The organism is Pseudonocardia terrae, from assembly GCF_021343995.1.
Lineage (GTDB): Bacteria > Actinomycetota > Actinomycetes > Mycobacteriales > Pseudonocardiaceae > Pseudonocardia > Pseudonocardia terrae.
On sequence record NZ_JAJTTE010000085.1, the window covers coordinates 1 to 19478 of the forward strand.

Consider the following 19478-nt stretch of genomic DNA (forward strand, 5'->3'; position numbering starts at 1 on the left):
CCCGTGGACGACGGAACCCCGCCCCGCCCACCGGGAGGTGGGCGGGGCGGTTCAGCCCGGCGACGGACGTGGGGGCGACCGTGCCGGGGTTCGGTGCGGTCGGGGCCGTCGACCCGCCGACCGGTCTCGTGACGGAGGACGCTGCCGCGCTCCGCGGAACCGGAGACGGGGCGACCGTCGGGGCTGCGTCGGCGGGGGCGCTCAGGACCGGCGCCGACGGGGCCGACGGCACCGGCGCCGCCGCGCCGGGCGGAACGGTCGCCGTCGTCGTAGGCGCGGTCGGGACCGCGGCACCCGTGCCTTCCGGCCAGCCGGCCGCCGTGGCGGGCGCGACGGCGGTGGTGTCGGGGGTCGGGAGCGTCAACGGGGTGAAGGCCTGGAACGCCCTCGACAGGTTGGCGTTCGAGTTCTCCTGGTAGCGGTTCGCGACGTGCGCCGCCGACTGCTGCTGCTCGTCGAGCTGGTGCGGGTTGCCGGTCCGGCCGAGGAAGCCCTCCGTGTTCCGCAGTGCCGCGAGCTCGCGGTTCGCGACCGTGTAGTACTCGGCCTGGTCCCCCAGCGCCCGCGCCGCCAGCTGGAACATCACCGTCCCCACCCGCCCCGGCTCCCCCAGCTTGCGCAGGTACATGCGGGTGCCCTCGGCGGCCTCCCCCTCGTGGGCGTCCGCGTACTCCCGCTCCAGCGCCTCGAGCTCCGCGTTGACGTCCGCGAGCTTCCGCGACACCTCCGCCAGCGCCTGCTCCGCCGCCCGCATCGAGGCGGGTCCCGGTCCCGTCGCCACGGGATCCCGGATCTCCGGCAACGTCATCCACTCGAACGCCACCGAGGTCCCGCTATAGGTCCTCTCCGCCACAACTCCCCCTACTTCCGCAGTGCGTCCAGAACCTCCGACGCCAGTGCTCTGGCCTTCTCGCACAGCGGTGGAGCGCTGGTCGACAAGCTGCTTGCATCAGCGCTGAATGACTGTGTTTCTGCTATGCCAACCCAGAAGCTGCAGGTCGGCGCATCAGGCGGGTCGACATTGACAGCCGGATACCCATCGACCTCAGTTTCCTGAAACGCCAGGAAAGAATCTTTGATAGAGTACGGAAACCTAAGGCCGGCCTCGACACTGATAGCAAGATCGAGCATGAAGGAACCATCGAGTGAAGTCCACGAACAGCTTTCCGCGTTGTCACTGGCAAGATCGCGAGCGGTCTCATCAGATGCTCCCAAGGCCGAGAGCCGATCAGGCTGCAGAACGGCGCACGCATCGACCCCTCTGGCGTCGAGTGGCGAGCTGACCAGTGGCGCAGCCACTTCAAATGCCGAAACGGAGCCATTGGGTACCGGGGAAGACGGCTGCGTCGTGCAGGAGGCGAGGAGCATGCCGGTAATCAACCAAACGAGAACCAATCGTTGAGTTCTCAATTTGATGATCAAGCTGTCCGGTCGGCTGCAAGATAGCCGTCACGCTGCTTCTTGATAGCTGCAGCGGCAGCAATCAGTTGCTCGCGCCAACTAGCGAGGTATACCCTGCTCGCCTCTACCATCTTTCCTGCCTGAGCGGCCGAATTGATACTGACAACATCTGCAGCCGGAGCACGTACTGCGTTGAGTGTTCGGAGGTTCGCTTCGACAACTGCCACTTCCCGAATCACCCCCTCCAACCTCCCCACCAACCCCTCCACCCTCTCCGGGTCGACCCGGAGCACGGGCGAGTAGCTGAGGGACTGCGCGGAGCGGGGCACGACGGGACCTGGGTCGTCCCACCGAGGAGCGGTCATGCGGGGATGATCTCAGCGAAGCGCCCCGTACAGGCACGTCCGCGACGAACCCGTTGCGATCGTGAACCCGATCGGGTCCCCTGAGGCCCACAACGTCGGCATCACCACTCCTGGACGAGGCCGGTCGAAGACCCGAACCCTCCCCGCCACCACCATCGACCACACCCCCGTCGGCGGCAAGGCACCTCGCATGTGCCCCACCGCAGGTGCCGGCCGAGACCACCCACAACACCGCGGCGCCGGCCCTCCAGGACCCACCTCGCGCTGAAGGTCATTCATCCTGGATGAGGACGGTCGATATACGACCCTCCTCGTCCAGGACGAGCGATCATGTCTCCAGCACTGCCGCAGCACCGCACCGACAGCCACGACGCCGTCCGGCCGACACCGCACCGACAGCCACGACGCCCGTCCGGCCGACACCGCCACGACACCGCGCCGGCCTCCACAGGGGAGGCTTCGCGCCCGAGATCACCAATCCTGAACGAGGACGGTCGAAATCCGACCCTCCCCGTCCCCGACGAGCGATCATGCCCTGGTGGGCGCCACGAAACCACGCACGACACCGCGCATCTGCGTGACGGCACGACATGCGCCGACACCGACCACGACACCGACCACACCACCGTGCCGCCGGCACACAGCACACAGCAGCGGCACCTGCCGGAAGCGGCCTACAGCACCTGCATCCGCGCCTGGACCAGCGAGTCCTGCACGAAGGTGAGCCAGTGGTACACCCCGAGGTGCGGGGCGCGGGGGTCGTCGTCCGGGAACTCCTCGGGCGTCTCCTCCGAGACGTCCAGGGCGGTCCCCAGGGCGAGCCGGACGTCGTTGAGCGCGGACAACCACTCGTCGGCCTGCTCGACCGTCAGTTCCACGCGCCCACCCCGGGACGGCAGCGCGGTGAGCACGGACTCGGCGGCGTGCTTCTTCGCCTGGATGAGCTCGGGCTCGTGCAGCGAGCGGAGGCCGGCGGCGAGGTCGGTGTCCTCCGAGGTGAAGTCCGGCAGCAGCCGGGCGAGGACGCGGTCGTCGGGCCGGGAGGTGGGCCCGGTGCGCATGCCGGTCAGCTCGGCGAGCTCGTCCTGCGGGGTGTCGGCGGAGCGCCCCTCGAGCATTTGGGTGACCTCGGTGACCAGCCCGCGCAGGACGGTCGACTCCTGCTCCTCGAGGGTGGCGACGAACCGGGCCCGTGCCCCTCGCCCCGCGCGCTTCCAGCCGTTCACGTGCGCTGCATGGTGGCCCAGAGGCCGGCCGCGTGCAGTTTGGCGACGTCGCCCTCGATCTTGTCCTTGTCCCCGGCGGAGACGGCCGCCTTGCCCTTGTGGTGGACGTCGAGCATCAGCGCGGTGGCCTTCGGCTCGGGGTAGCCGAAGATCTTCTGCAGTACGTACGTGACGTACGACATGAGGTTGACCGGGTCGTTCCAGACGACGGCCTGCCACGGGGTCGCTCCCGCGACGTCCTCGTCCAGGGCAGGGTCCACCTGGGTGGTGGGCGAGCTCAGCGGCGCGGACATGCGTCCATGGTGTCACGCACACGCGCGCACGCAGAACGCCGCATAGGCTCTGCGCATGAGCGGCCCCTCGGGTTCGAGCGCCAGCACCGCGCTCCTCACCGACATGTACGAGCTGACGATGGTCGCCGCGGCCCTGGCCGACGGCACCGCCGAGCGGCAGTGCGTGTTCGAGCTGTTCGCCCGGCGCCTGCCGGACGGTCGCCGCTACGGCGTCGTCGCAGGTACCGGCCGGGTACTCGACGCGCTGCAGGACTTCCGCTTCGGCGACGAGGAGCTCGCCTCGCTGCAGGGCTCCCTCGACGAGCGGACCCTGAAGTGGCTGGCGGACTACCGCTTCAGCGGCGACGTCGACGGCTACCCCGAGGGCGAGCTCTACTTCCCCGGCTCCCCCATCCTCACCGTCAGCGGGACGTTCGCCGACGCCGTCGTCCTCGAGACCCTCCTGCTCTCGATCCTCAACCACGACAGCGCCATCGCCTCCGCCGCCGCCCGCATGGTGACGGCCGCGGGCAACCGGCCGTTGATCGAGATGGGCTCGCGGCGCACCCACGAGGAGGCCGGGGTCGCCTCGGCCCGCGCGGCCTACCTCGCCGGCTTCGGTGCCACGTCGAACCTCGAGGCCGGGCGCCGGTACGGCGTCCCGACCGCCGGCACCGCCGCGCACGCCTGGGTCCTCCTGCACGACGACGAGGCCGCCGCCTTCCGCAGCCAGGTCGAGGCCCTGGGCGTGAACACGACCCTGCTCGTCGACACCTACGACATCCGGCAGGGCATCGAGCGCGCGATCGAGGCCGCCGGCCCCGAGCTGGGCGCGATCCGGATCGACTCCGGCGACCTGGGCGTCCTCGCCCGGCAGGCTCGCGAGCAGCTCGACGCCCTGGGTGCCACCGACACCAAGATCGTCCTGTCCGGCGACCTCGACGAGTACGCCATCGCGTCGCTGCGGGCCGAGCCGGTGGACTCCTACGGCGTCGGCACCAGCCTGGTCACCGGGTCCGGCGCGCCCACCGCGAGCATGGTCTACAAGCTGGTCGAGGTCGACGGGCGCCCGGTCGCGAAGCGCTCCAGCAGCAAGGAGTCGCGGGGCGGGCGGAAGTCCGCGCTGCGCCGCTACAAACCGACGGGGACGGCGGTCGAGGAGGTCGTGCACCCCGTCACCGTCAGTCCGGAGCGCGGGCCGCACGACCGCGTCCTGCCGATCCCGATGGTCCGCGAGGGCGAGACCCTCGCCGACCTGCCCGGCCTCGACGACGGGCGCGAGCGGCTGCGTGCCGCCCTGGTCTCCGTGCCCTGGGAGGGCCTCAAGCTCTCCCGCGGCGAGCCCGCCATCCCCACCGTCTTCCCGGAGCACTGAGCATCGAGAAGAGACCCGAGAAAGAAGCACCGAGAAAAGAGCACAGAAGACATGCGCGCCCTGATCGTCGTCGACGTCCAGAACGACTTCTGCGAGGGCGGTTCCCTGGCCGTGAAAGGCGGCGCGGCCACCGCCGCCGCCATCTCCGAGTACCTCCGCCAGGCCGATTACGACCACGTCGTCGCCAGCCGGGACATGCACGTCTCGCCGGGCGGGCACTTCAGCGACACCCCGGACTTCGTCGACACCTGGCCGGTGCACTGCGTGGCCGGGACGCCCGGCTCGAGCTTCCACCCCGCGCTCGACGTCGCGCGGATCGAGGCGGTGTTCGACAAGGGCCAGCACGCCGCGGCCTACTCCGGCTTCGAGGGCTGCGAGCCGCGGGAGCACACCCTCGAGGAGTGGCTGCGGGCCCACGACGTCGACTCCATCGACATCGCCGGCATCGCGACCGACCACTGCGTGAAGGCCACCGCGCTCGACGCCCGCCGCGCCGGCCTGGACACGGGCGTCCTGCTGGAGCTGTGCGCCGGTGTGCTGCCCGTGACCACCGAGCTCGCGCTGGTGGAGATGCGCGAGGCGGGAGTGGTGATCGTCTAGAAGCCTCAGGGTTCCCCGCGCCGCCAGGCCGTGGGGGTGACCCGGTGGGCGCTGCGGAAGCGGCGGACGAAGTAGCCCGCGTCCCGGTAGCCGATCCGCCGGGCGATGTCGGCGACGGTGAGGTCGGTGTCGACGAGCAGCCGGCGCGCCTCCCTCATCCGCCGCTCGGTGATCCACTGCTGCACCGTGCGGCCGGTCGCGCGGCCGACGGCGGTGGTCAGGTGCCCCGGGGTCAGCCCGACCGCGGCGGCGACGTCCCGCAGGGAGATCGCCTCGTGGTAGTGGTTCTCGACGAACTCCAGCACCTGCGCGACCAGCGGGTCGACGCCGAGCTCGTCCGTGACGTCGATGCCCAGCCGGCCGAGCCGGACCAGCAGCAGGGTCAGGTGGGCGCGGGCGGCGTCGGCGTACCCGTCGCGCCGGAGGCGCAGCTCCGCGTCGAGGTCGGCGAGGTGCGCGAGCCAGGCCGGGCGGTCCTCGGCGGGGACCCGCAGGAGTTGCCCGCCGCCGCGGTTGTTGCCGACGAACGGGGCGAGCAACGGATGCCCACGCCAGGAGACCAGCGGCGCGGCGGCAGCCGGGTCGACGGCGTCGGGCGGGAAGAAGACCGCCCAGACGTCCCCGTCGGGCGCGCGCTCGCGAGGCGTGACGACGGCGCCGGGCGCGATCACGAAGGCGTCGCCCGCGGCGACCGTCCGCTCGCGCCCGTCGACCCGCGCGACGAGGGTGCCCTGCGCGACGTAGAGGAGCAGCAGGAAGTCGTGGGCGTGCGCGCTGGTGAACCGCGGGCCGTACGAGCCGTGCTCCCCGGCCCAGTGCTGCACCGTGACGGCCGGGAGCCCCGCCGTCCGGACGTAGTCGAGCAGCGGGACGCCCTGTGCGGTCCGCCGCATCCCGTCACCCGAAGAACGTCCCCCTGCAGCCACACATCGTCCCTTGTCCGCAGCTCACACAGTAGGGAACCTAGCAGGGAACCACCGAACTTCGTACGACCCGGGAGCGCCACAGTGCCGATCACCGAGACGCGGGACTACCTGCCCGCGATGATCAACCCCAGGTTCCTGCCCTTCTACGACGGCTTCGGCAAGCTCGCCGGGATCGGGGACTCCTACTGGCAGCTCGTCGCACAGGCCGCGATCGAGCCCGGCGCGACTGTGCTGGAGATCGGCTGCGGCACCGGCAACGTCCTGCTGCCGGCCAAGCGCGCGGTGCCCTCGGCCAGCGTGATCGGGACCGATCCCGACCCCGAGGCGCTGGCGCTCGCCCGGCGCAAGGCCGAGCGCGCCGGGCTGACGCTGCAGCTCGACCAGGCCTACGCCCAGTCCCTCCCGTACGCCGACGGGAGCGTCGACCGGGTCCTCTCCTCGCTGATGCTGCACCACCTGCCCGAGGACGAGAAGGTGGGCGCGCTGCAGGAGGTCCGCCGGGTGCTCGCCCCGGGCGGGAGCCTGCACCTGATGGACCTCGACCACGACCCGCGCGAGTCCGGCGGCGCGTTCGCGGTGGTGTCCGGCCTGCACGGGCTCCTGCTCCGGCTGCGCGGGAAGCGCGCCGGGCACGGCCAGGGCCATGCCCACGGTCAGGGACACGGGCACGGTCAGGCGCACGAGCACGGCCCGTCGGTGCTCGACCTGCTCGGTCAGGCGGGGTTCACCGAGGCGACCGCGGTGAGCCGGGGGCGGACCCGGCTCGGCACCCTGACCTTCTACCGGGCGGCGGCGTAGGCCCCACCACCGCGGCGTAGCGCGGCCCCACCGCGCGACGACGCAGTCCGGCCCGCCGCGGCGGCGTGGCCGGGCCCACCGCGCGACGGCGTCGCTCAGCCGGGCTCAGCCACGCATCCGGAACGGCTCGAACGCCGCGCGCAGGTCGACGTCCCGGCCCTCGGCGTCCGACGCCCGGACGGCACCGGCGGCGTCGGCCAGCCCGATGCAGCGGTGCCCGTCGAAGAGCCCGCAGGCGTAGCGGACCTCGGTGTCGTCGAGCTCGACGACGCCGACGCGCAGCTGGTAGATGCCCGGGTACTGCACCTGGTTGCGGTAGTCCACGCGCAGCACGCTCGGCGAGAGCCCGTCGAGGGGGCCGCCGACCGGGTAGCCGAGGACGTCGGTGTGCAGCTCGGCGAGGCCGTCGAGGTACCAGCCCGCGAGGGCGACGTTGTTGACGTGCCGGTTGGTGTCGAGGTCGCCGAAGCGGGTCCGGACGTCGTAGCGGAACGGGTAGTTCTCGCGCACGAGCCGCGAATCGTCGAACTCGCGGCGCTCGGTCGGGGTGGCCGCGGGCAACGCGAGGCTCTCGAGCGCGGCACGCATCTCCTGCGGCAGCGGCGCGGGCCGGCCGCCCTCCACCCAGACGCTGGTGGAGTCCCCGGTGGCGACGAGCTCGTCGCCGGTGAAGACCCCGTAGCTGTAGCTGAAGGAGGAGCCACCGACCCGGTTCAACGCCATCCCGACCCGGTAGTCGTCGGCGATGCGCAGCGGCGCGAGCACGTCGACGCCGATGGAGGCGAGCAGCTGACCGGTCCCGGCCGGGCGGTTGCCGAAGGTGCGCTCGGGAAAGGCCCGGTGCTCGGTGGTCACGCGCGCGTCCTCGAACCAGCGGATCAGCGCCTCCCGGCCGACGCGGCGGCTGGGGTCGAGATCGCTGTAGCGCGGCGTCACCTCCAGCACCATGGGGTACCGGTCGGCCTCGGGTCGGATCTGCGTGGACGTCACCCGGCTCATGATGCCCACCTACCCCCGCGTGAGCTGCCCTAACGGAGCGAGGTCACGTGTGACCATCCCGACCTCGGCGCGGTCCCCCGCGCCCGATCGGGCCGGTCGGCGGATCCTGTCGGTGGCGGCGGCTATCGTCGGGCGGTGCCCCTCGCCCCCGCCTCCCCGCCCGTCCGCTCCCAGGACCTGCCGGGCGTGGCCGAGCTGCTCGAGGTGGCGGTCACGGCCGTGGGCGGCACCCGGCGCGAGGGGCAGGACGCGATGGCCCAGGCCGTCCGCAAGGCCCTGTCGGGCGGCGAGCACCTCGCCGTGCAGGCCGGCACCGGCACGGGCAAGTCGCTGGCCTACCTGGTGCCCGCGATCCGGCACGCGATGGCCCGCGACACCACCGTCGTGATCTCCACGGCCACGATCGCGCTGCAGCGTCAGCTGGTCGACCGGGACCTCCCGCGCCTGGCGAAGGCGCTCGAGCCCGCCCTCGGCCGCGAGCCCACGTTCGCGATCCTCAAGGGCCGGCGGAACTACCTGTGCCTCAACAAGCTCCACGGCGACGACGAGATGGCCGATCCAGCCGAGGAGCAGCTGTTCGACGCGTTCGCGATCTCCGCCATGGGGCGCAACGTCAAACGCCTGCACGACTGGGCGTCGGACACGGAGACCGGGGACCGGGACGAGCTGGTTCCCGGTGTACCGGACAACGCCTGGCGCCAGGTCTCGGTGACCGCGCGGGAGTGTCTCGGTGTGTCGCGCTGCCCCGTCGGCGAGGACTGCTTCGCGGAGAAGGCACGGGCCGAGGCCGGCCGCGCGGACGTCGTCGTCACCAACCACGCGCTGCTGGCGATCGACGCGATGGGGGACGCGAACGTCCTCCCGGAGCACGACGTGGTGATCGTCGACGAGGCCCACGAGCTGGTCGACAGGGTCACCGGCGCGGCCACCGCGGAGCTCACCGCCGGCACGGTCGCGGCCGCCGCGCGGCGCTGCGGCAAGCTCGTCGACCAGGCGCTGGCGGACCGGCTCGCCGAGGCCGGCGAAGGCCTCGGCTTGGTGCTCGAGGACATGCCCACCGGGCGCTGGGAGACGATCCCGCAGGCCGCCACGGGCGCGCTCACGGTCATCCGCGACGCCGCCGGCATGTGCCGCCAGGCGCTGGGCGGGGAACGCCGCGAGGACCCCGAGGGCGCCACCGGGCGCAAGCTCGCGCTCGCGCTGCTCGACGAGGTGTCCGAGACCGTCGTGCGGGTGCTGGGGACGTTCGAGGAGTCCGACCCCGCCAAGCGGTACGACGTCATCTGGCTGGCCGAGCAGGGCCCGGACGGCGCCCGGCACAAGGTGCTGCGGGCCGCGCCGCTGTCCGTCGGCGGGCTGCTGCGCGAGCGGCTGTTCGGGCAACGCACCACCGTGCTGACCAGCGCGACCCTGGCCCTCGGTGGCTCGTTCGACGCACTGGCCCGGCAGTGGGGGCTGCCGCCGGAGAAGATCGTCGCGCCCCGGCCCGGGGGCGGGGTCGAGTCGGCGGGCGGCGAGTCCGAGGACCCGGTCCGGGACCCCGACGCGCCGCGCTGGAAAGGGCTCGACGTCGGATCGCCGTTCGCGCACGCCCGCAGCGGGATCCTCTACGTCGCCAAGCACCTGCCCCCGCCCGGACGGGACGGGCTGGCGCCGGAGTACCTCGACGAGATCGCCGGGCTGGTCGAGGCGGCCGGCGGGCGCACCCTCGGGCTGTTCTCCTCGATGCGCGCCGCCAAGCAGGCCACCGAGGCCCTGCGCGGGCGGCTGTCCGTGCCGCTGCTCTGCCAGGGCGACGACTCCACGATGCTGCTGGTCAAGCGGTTCGCCGAGGACACCGAGACCTGCCTGTTCGGCACGCTGTCGCTGTGGCAGGGCGTCGACGTGCCGGGCCCCTCGCTGTCCTGCGTGATCATCGACCGGATCCCGTTCCCCCGCCCCGACGACCCGCTGGTCGCCGCGCGCCAGAAGGCCGCGGACTCCCGGGGTGGCAACGGGTTCCTCACGGTCTCCGCCACCCACGCCGCGCTGCTGCTCGCCCAGGGCGCCGGCCGGCTGCTGCGGGGGACGGCGGACCGCGGGGTGGTCGCCATCCTGGACCCGAGGATCGCGACCGCGCGCTACGGCGGCTTCCTCCGCGCGTCGCTCCCGCCGTTCTGGCAGACCACCGACGCCGGGAAGGTCCACGCCGCCCTCACCCGCCTCCGGGACGCCTGATCAGCGCGCGTCGGCGGCGGCGCAGGTGATGGTGCCGGGGTCGACCTCGGTGAAGCCCGCGTCGCGCACGCACACGACGTCGTCGCGGGCCAGCAGGGCCTCCCACAGCGCGGGGTCGCGGCGCACCGCGAACCGTGGCGCCTCCGTCCAGCCGCGCACCGCGGCGAGGATCATCGAGGCGTGCCCGACCTGGGCGGCGGCCTTGCCGACCGTCATGTCCACGGCCGGGTTGAGCACGATCAGCGGGGTGCCCCCGGGGACCGGGCCCGGCTCGTCCGGCGGCAGGTCCGTGCCGCCGATCTGCAGCCGCGCCACGGCCTTCGGGACGGCGTCGACCGGGCCGGGCAGCAGGGCGCGGGCCTCGACGCCGTCGACCTCGACCGTGACGCCGGGCAGCTCCTGCACCACCGCCCAGTGCGCCCCGCGGGCCCGCCGGGCGATCTTGCGGATGCGCCCGTTCACCCAGGCCCGCAGCGGCTCGTACCACTCCCCCTGCGCCCGCGGGTCCACGCACACCGCGAGCGCGGCCTGCGCGGCCGCCTGGAGCAGCGCGGTCCGCGGGGGCAGCTCCCGCTCGATCCGCAGGATGACCGGCATCGCCCGGACCACGCCGTCGGCCTCGGGCGGGATCACCGCGGGCGCCCCGGAGTAGCGCGCGCCGAGCGGGGCGAGCACCGGCTCGCGAGGGTCCTCGAGCTCGGCGGCGCTCACGCGATCGGCACCCGCCGCAGGACGCCCTCGGCCGCGTCGGCGCGCTCCACCTCGTCCCGCGTGATGCCCAGGACGAACAGCACGACGTCGAGGTAGGGCTGCGAGAGCGCGGTGTCGGCGATCTCGCGGAGGGCCGGCTTGGCGTTGAACGCGACCCCCAGCCCGGCCGCGGAGAGCATGTCGATGTCGTTGGCGCCGTCGCCCACCGCGACGGTCTGCTCGACCGGGACCTGGTGCTCGGCGGCGAAGCGGCGCAACGCCTCCGCCTTGCCCGGCCGGTCGACGATCTCGCCGACCACGCGCCCGGTGAGCCGGCCGTCGGTGATCTCGAGGGTGTTGGCCGCGCAGAAGTCGAGGCCGAGCTCGGTGACCAGGCCCTCGATCACCTGCGTGAACCCGCCGGAGACGACGCCGGTGCGGAACCCGAGCCGCTTGAGCGTGCGGATGGTGGTGCGGGCGCCGGGCATGAGCTCGAGCTCGGCGGCGACCTCGTCGATGACCGAGGCCGGAAGCCCCTTCAGCGTGGCGACGCGCGCCCGAAGGGACTGCGCGAAGTCCAGCTCACCCCGCATCGCGGCCTCGGTGACCCGGCGGACCTCGTCCTCGGCGCCGGCGCGCGCGGCCAGCATCTCGATGACCTCGCCCTGGACGAGCGTGGAGTCGACGTCGAAGACGATGAGCCGCTTGCTGCGCCGGGCCAGCCCGACGCGCTCCACCGCGACGTCGACGCCGGCCTCGCGGGCGACCTCGACGAGCTTGGTGCGCAACGTGCCGTGCGGCTGCTCGGGGTCGTCCGGGTTCGGCGAGACCTCGAGCTCCAGCCCGGTGACCGGGTAGTCCGCGACGCGGCGGATGGAGTCGATGTTCGCCCCGACGTCGGCCAGCGCCTGCGCGACCATCCCGAACGCGCGCGCGGTGATCGGCCGGCCCAGCACGACGACGGCGTGTGTGGACTTGCGCCGGACCTGTCCGTCCGTGCCGAGCGACGTGTGGACCTGCATCCCGATGCTGTGCATCGCAGCCTCGACGGCCTCCTGCAGCTCCTCGGGATCGTGCGCGACGGCGACGAGGGCGCCCAGGGTGAGCCGGCCGCGGATCACGACCTGCTCGACGTCCAGCAGCTCGACGGCGTACCGGGTCAGCACCGTGAACAGCACCGAGCTGACGCCGGGACGGTCGGGCCCGGTCACCGTCACGAGGACGGTGGACCGGGCCTGATCGTGCTGCGGCACTACTACCGGGAGCGCGGGTCGTCGTCGGGCTGGTTCTCCCGGCCGACGATCTGCGTGATGTGCTCGGACGGCGCGGCGTGCCCGCCGACGTGCGCCTCGGCCCGGGCCCGCTCCACCAGGTGCGGGTAGTGCAGCTCGAACGCCGGGCGTTCGGAGCGGATGCGGGGCAGCTCGGTGAAGTTGTGCCGCGGCGGCGGGCAGCTGGTGGCCCACTCGAGCGAGTTGCCGTGACCCCACGGGTCGTCGACGGTGACCACGCGGCCGTAGCGGTAGCTGCGGAACACGTTCCAGATGAACGGCAGCGTGGAGGCGCCGAGGACGAACGCGCCGATCGAGGAGATCGTGTTCAGCGTGGTGAAGCCGTCGGTGGGCAGGTAGTCGACGTACCGGCGCGGCATGCCCTCGTTGCCCAGCCAGTGCTGGACGAGGAAGGTCAGGTGGAAGCCGACGAACGTGGTCCAGAAGTGGAACTTGCCCAGCGTCTCGTCGAGCATCCGGCCGGTCATCTTCGGGAACCAGAAGTAGATGCCCGCGTAGGTCGCGAACACGATCGTCCCGAAGAGCACGTAGTGGAAGTGCGCCACCACGAAGTACGTGTCGGACACGTGGAAGTCGATCGGCGGGGAGGCGAGCAGCACACCCGTCAGGCCGCCGAACAGGAACGTGGCGAGGAAGCCGACGGAGAAGAGCATCGGCGTCTCGAACGTGAGCTTGCCCTTCCACATCGTGCCGATCCAGTTGACGAACTTGATGCCCGTCGGGATCGCGATGAGGAACGTCGTGAACGAGAAGAAGGCCAGCATCACGGCGCCGGTGGCGTACATGTGGTGCGCCCACACGGCGACGGACAGGGCTGCGATCGCGATCGTCGCGTAGACCAGCGTCTTGTAGCCGAAGATCGGCTTGCGCGAGAAGACCGGGAAGATCTCGGACACGATGCCGAAGAACGGCAGCGCGACGATGTACACCTCGGGGTGGCCGAAGAACCAGAACAGGTGCTGCCAGAGGATCACGCCGCCGTTGGCCGGGTCGAACACGTGCGCGCCGAGGTGGCGGTCCGCCGCGAGGCCGAACAGGGCCGCGGTCAGCACCGGGAACGCGATCAGGACCAGCAGCGAGGTGATGAAGATGTTCCAGGTGAAGATCGGCATCCGGAACATCGTCATGCCCGGGGCGCGCATGCAGACGATCGTCGTCACGAAGTTGACGCCACCGAGGATCGTGCCCAGACCACCGACCGCCAGACCCATGATCCACAGGTCCGCGCCGGCGCCCGGCGAGCGGATCGCGTCGGACAGCGGGGTGTAGGCGAACCAGCCGAAGTCCGCGGCGCCGCCCGGGGTGAGGAACCCGGACAGCACGATCAGCCCGCCGAACAGGAACAGCCAGTAGGAGAAGGCGTTCAGCCGCGGGAACGCGACGTCGGGCGCGCCGATCTGCAGCGGGACGATGTAGTTCGCGAAGCCGAACAGGATCGGCGTCGCGTACAGCAGCAGCATGATCGTGCCGTGCATGGTGAACAGCTGGTTGTACTGCTCGCTCGACAGGAACTGCTGCCCCGGCCGGGCCAGCTCGCCACGGATCAGCAGCGCCATCGCCCCGCCGACCATGAAGAAGCCGAACGACGTGACCATGTACAGGATCGAGATGTCCTTGGGGTCCGTCGTCCGCATCATCTTCAGGAACGTGGAACCCTTACCCGTCCGACGCGCCGGATACGGGCGCGTCGTGATCGGCTTGGGCGCGACGGCTGTCACTGTGCCTCCTGCACTGGACCTCGCTGAACCTCGCTGGCTCAAGGGGGTGGGCCAGGTCCGGACTCTATCTCCCGCCAACCGGACCGCACGCTCTCGGGCTGCGCCGAGGGGGAGCGGGCACGGTTCGCACGGGCATTGTGCTCTACGGAGGGTAGAACGCCCAACCGCGGGGGGCCAGGCGGTGATCGGCGCCTCCCCCGACGGTGGGGTGGCCGCTCGTCACGACCGGCGTGTGCGCCCGGGTCGGCGACGACCGGGGCGGCGACAATCCGCCCGTGACGCTCAACGCCGGGCCCGGCCTCGCCGTGGCCGCCGCGCTCGCGGTGCTGCTCGCCGCGACGATCGCCCTGCTCGCCAGGCTGGGGACCGCCCGGGCGGCCGTGCTGGCGGCGACGCGGGCGGTCGTGCAGCTCGGCGCGGTGTCGCTGCTCATCGGCGTCGTGGTGCGCTCGCTCGGCACCAGCGCCCTGTTCGTGCTGCTGATGGTCGCGGTGGCGGCCTTCACGTCGGCGCGCCGGCTGACCCGGCACCGGAGCGGGTGGTGGGTGGTGCTGCCCATCGCCGCGGGCCCGCTGCCCGTCGTCGTGCTGCTGGTGGTGGGGCGAGTGGTGCCGGCCACCGGGATCGCCGTGATCCCGACGGCCGGCATCCTCATCGGCGGCGCCATGACGGCGACCTCGTTGGCGGGCAGGCGGATGCGCGACGAGCTGATCGCGCGCCGGGGCGAGGTCGAGGCGGCCCTGTCCCTCGGCTTCCTCCCCCGCGACGCGAACGTGGAGATCGCCCGGCCGAGCGCGGCGCAGGCGTTGGTGCCCGCGCTCGACCAGACCCGGACCGTCGGGCTCGTCACGCTGCCGGGCGCCTACGTCGGCATGCTCCTCGGCGGCGCCTCCCCGATCCAGGCCGGCGCGGTGCAGCTGCTCGTCCTGGTGCTGCTGCTCGCCGTGGAGACGGTCGCGGTGGCCCTGACCGTCGAGCTGGTCTGCCGGGGCCTCGTGCGCACGTGATCCCGGTCGCCCCGCGGGTGGCCGCGCCTCCGGTCAGGGGTGCATCGGGAGGAAGAGGTCCGTGAAGACCTCCGGCGCCGCGGCGGGGCTCGGCGGGTCGGTGACGATGTAGAACTCCGTGCCGAACCCCATCGCGAAGATCGGGTCCGGCATCGCGAGCATGAAGTGCTCGGGGCCCATCTGGCTGGCGTGGGCCCGCATCGACGCGCGCTTCTGGTCCGCGAAGTCCACGGCCTCGACCCGATGTGTGATTTCCGCCTCGGGCTTGCCGAAGGTGGGCGGCGGGATGGTCTCGTCCGGCGTGTCCCAGCCCTCGGGGATCTCGCCCGAGGCCTGCAGCCCGCGCATCCCGCGCAGCAACCAGTCCCGGTTGATCGTGTTCTGCGCGACGACCGGCACCCCGGCGAGCTCCGCCGCCCGCTTCCCCACCCGGTGGACCTGGATGTGGTCGGGGTGGCCGTAGCCGCCGTTGTCGTCGTAGGTGGTGAGGACGTCCGGCTCCTCCTCCTCGAGGATCACCGCCAGCCGGCGCGCCGCGTGGTCCACGCCCGCCTGCCAGAAGCAGTACGGGGCGTCGTTGCTCGGCTCGCCCATCATTCCGGAGTCGACGTAACCGAGGAACTCCACGCGCGCGACGCCGAGGACCTTGGCCGACTCGAAGCACTCCGCGGAGCGCCGGACGGCGAGCTGCTCGCCCTCGGCCAGCACCCCGGGCACGGGTTCGCCCAGCTCACCGCGCGTGGCGAAGACCAGCACCACGCGGTGCCCGGCCTTCGCGGCCTTGGCGAGCGTGCCCGCGGTGCTGATCGACTCGTCGTCGGGATGGGCCTGGAAACTGACGATGGTCCCCACGGGAGGCGACCCTACCGCGCCCCCAGAATCCGCACCACGGAACCATAATGCGCATTTCCCGCCCCATTTCTCGCATTATGGTTCCATAACGCGGGAATTCGGGCCGGTTCTGCGCATCATGGCTCCATAACGCGTCTCAGCAGAGGACCGCCGTGAGGGCCGGGGCGATGTCGGCCAGCTTCCGCACCGCCTGGTAGCTCCCGCCGCCCTTCGCGGCGAGGGCGCGGGCGGCCTTCTCGGCGTCGTCGTCCGGCAGCGGGCAGAGCACGTGCAGCCGGTCGATGCCGCCGAGGGCGGTGAGCGGGTCGTCGCCCGAGGTGTGCAGGCAGTCCGACAGCAGCACGACCATCCGCTCGTCGGCCACCGCCCCCGCCAGCTGTACCGACGCCTCGCGCAGCGCCGCCGCCACGTCCGTGGTGCCGTGCCCGCGCAGCGCGACCAGCTCGCCGATCAGCTCGTCCGGGGGCCGGCGCAGGCCCTGCCGCTGGAGGGTGCGCACTTGCGAGCCGAAGGCCAGCACGCCCGGTTCGAGCTTCCCCGAGCCGGACTCCGACGCCAGCACGACGCCTGCCGCGGACACCGCCGCCAGCGCCACGGCCAGCCCTTGCATCGACCCGGAGATGTCGACGACGAGCGACACCGCGCGGCGATGCGCCGTCCAGCCCCGGGTGACGATCTCGTCCGGCCGCGGCCGCCGGCTCGCCGTCGGCTGCCAGTTGTCGAGCGTGCGGTCCAGGTCGAGGTCGCCGTCGCCGCCCTTGGCCGGGGCGATCTTCCGGGTGCCTCGCGCCTTCGCCGGCCCGACCTTGCCGAGCTGGATGAACACCCGGCCCGCGAGCTTGCGCGCCTGGGCCCGCAGCGTCGCGTCCGTGGCCACGGCGAGGTCGGCGAGCAGCGCCGCGGCCTGCTCGGGGTTCTCGGCGAGGGCGGCGTCGAACGCCTGCTCGTCGAGCTGCCCGACCTCCGGGGAGATCTCCTCGAACTGCTCGTGCCGCGAGCCCAGCTCGCCGCGGCCCATCGTCCGCTGTCCACGGCTGGGTGAGGGCTTGTCCCGACCGGACTGGCCCCCCGATCCCGGAGGAGGGGGGCCGTCAGCTTTTCCCGGGTCGGACTCCTCCCGGTCGGTGGGCTCCGGCGCGTCCTCCGGCCACAGCCGTTCGAGCAGCTCGTCGATCACCGACTCGGGGGTGCGGTCCAGCCCGTCGACGACCTTGATCCGGCCGGACAGGGCGGCGTGCGCCGCGTCGCGCGCGGTCTCGCGGGCCGGCTTGTCCTCCCCGCGGAGCTGCGCGAGCCCGGTCAGCAGGTGCGCGAGGTCGATCGCGCCGCGGACGGACGAGCCCATGCGCAGGTCACGGTGCTCGCGGGTGGCCCGGGTGAGGCCGACGGAGAGCTCGTTGACCCAGCCGTCCACCCCGCTCACCGACGTGGTGATGGCCCGCTCGGCGTCCTCGGACTGGTAGCCGAGCACCACCCGGCACATGCGGTCGGCGATGGCCTGGCTGACCCGGGCGGTGCCGATGGCGTCGAACGGGTTCATCGCCGCGATCAGCCGGAAGCCCGGCCCCGCGGTGACCGTCCCGAGCCGGGGCACCGCGATCTCGCTCTCGGTGAGGACGGTGATCAGGACGTTGAGCGTCTCCTCGGGGACCCGGTTGAGCTCCTCGAGGTAGAGCAGCCCGCCCTCGCGCATGGCGGTCAGCAGCGGGCCGTCCACGAAGCTGGCGGGCAGGTAGCCCTCGTTGAGCACCTGGGCCGGGTCGAACGCACCGATCAGGCGGGCCGGCGTGAGCTCGGCGTTGCCCTCGACGAACACGACGTGCTGGCCGGCCTCGCGCGCGATCGACCGCAGCAGGGTGGACTTGCCCGTGCCGGGCGGCCCTTCGAGCACGACGTGCCGGCCGGTCGCCAGGGCGACCGTGAGCACCTCCCGCTCACGACGGAGTCCGACGACGGGCGTCGGCGGGGCAGTCGTCACGCGTACCTCCTCCAAGGGGGCGGGCACCGGCGCCGGGCCCCAGGTCATTGGTAGCAAATCGGCGCGACGCACGGGAGAGCGGATCTTCTACGCGTCGTTGACGGCGTGTGATCTCGCTGTAGAGTTCGACCACCCGAACAGGCACAGGAGCCCGGTTCATGAGCGAACTCTTCAACGCTGCGGAGTACCTGACCGAAAGCCGGGTGTCGGCGGGCGACGGCACCCGCACCGCGGTCCACCACCCGCGGGGCACCCTCACCTACACCGAGCTCGTGGCGGAGGTCCGCCGCGTCGCCGGCGGGCTGGCCGGGATGGGCGTGCGGCCCGAGGAGCGCGTCGTGCTCTGCATGGCCGACGACGTCGAGCTGTTCACCGGCATCCTCGCCACGATGTACCTCGGCGCGGTCGCCGTGCCGTGCTCCACGATGCTCACCGGCGCCGAGCTGAGCACGCTCGTCGTCGACTCCCGGGCCCGCGTGCTGATCGGGAGCCACCAGTTCACCGAGGCCGTGCACAGCGCGGCCGCCAGCGCGCCCGACCTCCGCCAGCTCGTCCTCGCCGGGGCGGACCCGGTCGCGCCCGCGCCCGGCGTCAGCGCCCTGACCTGGGACCAGATGCTCGCGGCCGGTCCGCCGCTCGAGGCCGCCCACCCCACCTGGGACGAGTCGCCGGCCCTGTGGCTCTACACCTCCGGCACCACCGGCAAGCCCAAGGGCGCCATGCACCGGCACGCCGACATCCGGTACGTCGCCGAGACCTACGGGACCCAGGTGCTCGGCATCCGCCCCGACGACGTCTGCCTGTCGGTCGCGAAGCTCTTCTTCGCCTACGGCATCGGCAACTCGATGTTCTTCCCGCTCTCGGTCGGCGCGGCGGCCGTCCTGGAGCCCGCCCGTCCGACGCCGGACCTCATCGCGGACGACGCGCGGAAGTACGGCGCGACCTTGCTGTTCGGCGTCCCCAGCTTCTGGGGCCCGCTGCTGGCCGGCGGCGTGCCCGACGACGCGTTCGCCGGCGTCCGGCAGGGCGTCTCGGCCGGCGAGACGCTGCCGGCCCGGATGTTCACCGGGATCCGGGACCGCTTCGGCGTCGAGATCCTCGACGGCATCGGCTCCACCGAGGCGCTGCACATCTTCGTCTCCAACCGGCCCGGTGCCGTCGTCCCGGGCAGCTCGGGCTTCCCGGTGCCCGGCTACCGGATCGAGCTGCGCCGCACGGACGGCACGGTGATCACCGGGACCGGCGAGTCCGGGATGCTGTGGATCTCCGGCGACTCGATCTGCACCGGCTACTGGTGCCGCACCGCCGTGAACCGGCAGGTGTTCCAGGGCGAGTGGATGCGGACCGGGGACCAGTACGTCCGCAACGACGACGGCAGCCTCACCTGCCTCGGCCGCACGGACGACGTGCTCAAGGTCGGCGGGATCTGGGTCGCGCCGGCCGAGGTGGAGTCCCGGCTGCTGGAGCACCCGGCGCTGGCCGAGGCGGTCGTCGTCGGGATCCCGGACGCCGACGGCCTCGACAAGCCGGTGGCCTACGTCGTCCCGCGGCCGGGCGCGGTCGTCGATCCCGACGAGGTGGTGGCCTTCTGCAAGGCGGGCCTGGCCTCGTTCAAGCGACCGCGCTCGGTGGTCGTGGTCGAGGAGCTGCCGAAGACCGCGACCGGGAAGGTGCAGCGGTACCGGCTGCGCCAGAACCACCCCGTCACCGCCTAGATGATCGATTCCTTGAAGCTGGTGTTCAGTGGTCGTAGGCGGTGAGG

17 protein-coding genes and 1 pseudogene are annotated in these 19478 nt (G+C 72.4%); 6 read left to right on the forward strand and 12 right to left on the reverse strand.

Annotated features, from left to right (window positions below):
• The 5 genes and pseudogenes from LWC33_RS32395 to clpS all read right to left on the reverse strand — a co-directional run.
• Window positions 1-853, reverse strand: a pseudogene (locus tag LWC33_RS32395) (hypothetical protein); the annotation flags it as partial.
• Window positions 854-861: 8 nt separating this feature from the next.
• Complete coding sequence (locus LWC33_RS32400) at window positions 862-1368, reverse strand: DUF3558 domain-containing protein (RefSeq protein ID WP_233308522.1); 507 nt, start codon at window positions 1366-1368, stop codon at window positions 862-864.
• A 50-nt stretch (window positions 1369-1418) separates the two neighbouring features.
• Window positions 1419-1766 (reverse strand): PE domain-containing protein, encoded by a 348-nt coding sequence (locus LWC33_RS32405; RefSeq protein ID WP_233308523.1) that lies wholly within the window; start codon window positions 1764-1766, stop codon window positions 1419-1421.
• Between the two features lie 674 nt (window positions 1767-2440).
• Entirely contained in the window at window positions 2441-2992 is a 552-nt protein-coding gene (locus tag LWC33_RS32410) for a DUF2017 domain-containing protein (protein ID WP_233308524.1), read from the reverse strand.
• Window positions 2989-3285 carry an ATP-dependent Clp protease adapter ClpS gene (gene clpS / locus LWC33_RS32415; protein WP_037050048.1) on the reverse strand — a complete coding sequence of 99 codons (297 nt, stop codon included), beginning with the start codon at window positions 3283-3285 and terminating at the stop codon, window positions 2989-2991. Before clpS ends, LWC33_RS32410 begins: the two co-directional genes overlap by 4 nt.
• Window positions 3286-3340: 55 nt before the next feature.
• Between clpS and LWC33_RS32420 the strand changes: the two genes are divergently transcribed.
• Both LWC33_RS32420 and LWC33_RS32425 read left to right on the forward strand, forming a co-directional pair.
• Window positions 3341-4639 (forward strand): nicotinate phosphoribosyltransferase, encoded by a 1299-nt coding sequence (locus LWC33_RS32420; RefSeq protein WP_233308525.1) that lies wholly within the window; start codon window positions 3341-3343, stop codon window positions 4637-4639.
• Window positions 4640-4690: 51 nt separating this feature from the next.
• The gene (locus LWC33_RS32425; protein WP_233308526.1) at window positions 4691-5239 is read left to right on the forward strand and encodes a nicotinamidase; all 549 of its coding nucleotides are present in this window, start codon (window positions 4691-4693) and stop codon (window positions 5237-5239) included.
• Window positions 5240-5244: 5 nt separating this feature from the next.
• On the opposite strand, the gene LWC33_RS32430 is transcribed toward LWC33_RS32425, so the two are convergent.
• Window positions 5245-6132 (reverse strand): helix-turn-helix transcriptional regulator, encoded by an 888-nt coding sequence (locus LWC33_RS32430; protein ID WP_233308527.1) that lies wholly within the window; start codon window positions 6130-6132, stop codon window positions 5245-5247.
• A gap of 114 nt (window positions 6133-6246) precedes the next feature.
• Here LWC33_RS32430 and LWC33_RS32435 point away from each other — a divergent pair, with 114 nt between their 5' ends.
• On the forward strand, window positions 6247-6963 hold the full coding sequence (locus tag LWC33_RS32435; protein WP_233308528.1) for a class I SAM-dependent methyltransferase: 717 nt from the start codon (window positions 6247-6249) through the stop codon (window positions 6961-6963).
• Window positions 6964-7068: 105 nt separating this feature from the next.
• Here LWC33_RS32435 and LWC33_RS32440 read toward each other — a convergent pair whose 3' ends face one another.
• Window positions 7069-7962: a thioesterase family protein gene (locus LWC33_RS32440; protein ID WP_233308529.1), complete on the reverse strand. Its 894-nt coding sequence runs from the start codon at window positions 7960-7962 to the stop codon at window positions 7069-7071.
• Between the two features lie 252 nt (window positions 7963-8214).
• On the opposite strand from LWC33_RS32440, the gene LWC33_RS32445 reads away from it, so the two are divergent.
• A complete protein-coding gene (locus tag LWC33_RS32445) occupies window positions 8215-10179 on the forward strand; it encodes an ATP-dependent DNA helicase (protein WP_372476810.1) in 1965 nt (654 codons plus the stop codon).
• On the opposite strand, the gene LWC33_RS32450 is transcribed toward LWC33_RS32445, so the two are convergent.
• Genes LWC33_RS32450 through ctaD form a run of 3 tightly spaced genes read right to left on the reverse strand, consistent with a single transcriptional unit; the run spans window position 10180 to window position 13879 of the window.
• A complete protein-coding gene (locus tag LWC33_RS32450; protein ID WP_372476804.1) occupies window positions 10180-10890 on the reverse strand; it encodes a peptidyl-tRNA hydrolase in 711 nt (236 codons plus the stop codon). It abuts the gene before it with no gap.
• Window positions 10887-12080 (reverse strand): phosphoserine phosphatase SerB, encoded by a 1194-nt coding sequence (serB, locus tag LWC33_RS32455; protein ID WP_233308531.1) that lies wholly within the window; start codon window positions 12078-12080, stop codon window positions 10887-10889. Before serB ends, LWC33_RS32450 begins: the two co-directional genes overlap by 4 nt.
• Window positions 12081-12124: 44 nt before the next feature.
• On the reverse strand, window positions 12125-13879 hold the full coding sequence (ctaD, locus tag LWC33_RS32460; RefSeq protein WP_233308532.1) for an aa3-type cytochrome oxidase subunit I: 1755 nt from the start codon (window positions 13877-13879) through the stop codon (window positions 12125-12127).
• A gap of 275 nt (window positions 13880-14154) precedes the next feature.
• Between ctaD and LWC33_RS32465 the strand changes: the two genes are divergently transcribed.
• Entirely contained in the window at window positions 14155-14886 is a 732-nt protein-coding gene (locus LWC33_RS32465; protein WP_372476807.1) for an ABC transporter permease, read from the forward strand.
• A 33-nt stretch (window positions 14887-14919) separates the two neighbouring features.
• On the opposite strand, the gene LWC33_RS32470 is transcribed toward LWC33_RS32465, so the two are convergent.
• Window positions 14920-15738 carry a PIG-L family deacetylase gene (locus LWC33_RS32470; protein ID WP_233308533.1) on the reverse strand — a complete coding sequence of 273 codons (819 nt, stop codon included), beginning with the start codon at window positions 15736-15738 and terminating at the stop codon, window positions 14920-14922.
• A 136-nt stretch (window positions 15739-15874) separates the two neighbouring features.
• A complete protein-coding gene (locus tag LWC33_RS32475) occupies window positions 15875-17716 on the reverse strand; it encodes an AAA family ATPase (RefSeq protein ID WP_233308534.1) in 1842 nt (613 codons plus the stop codon).
• A gap of 158 nt (window positions 17717-17874) precedes the next feature.
• Here LWC33_RS32475 and LWC33_RS32480 point away from each other — a divergent pair, with 158 nt between their 5' ends.
• The gene (locus tag LWC33_RS32480) at window positions 17875-19431 is read left to right on the forward strand and encodes a benzoate-CoA ligase family protein (RefSeq protein ID WP_233308535.1); all 1557 of its coding nucleotides are present in this window, start codon (window positions 17875-17877) and stop codon (window positions 19429-19431) included.
• Window positions 19432-19478: the final 47 nt, after the last annotated feature.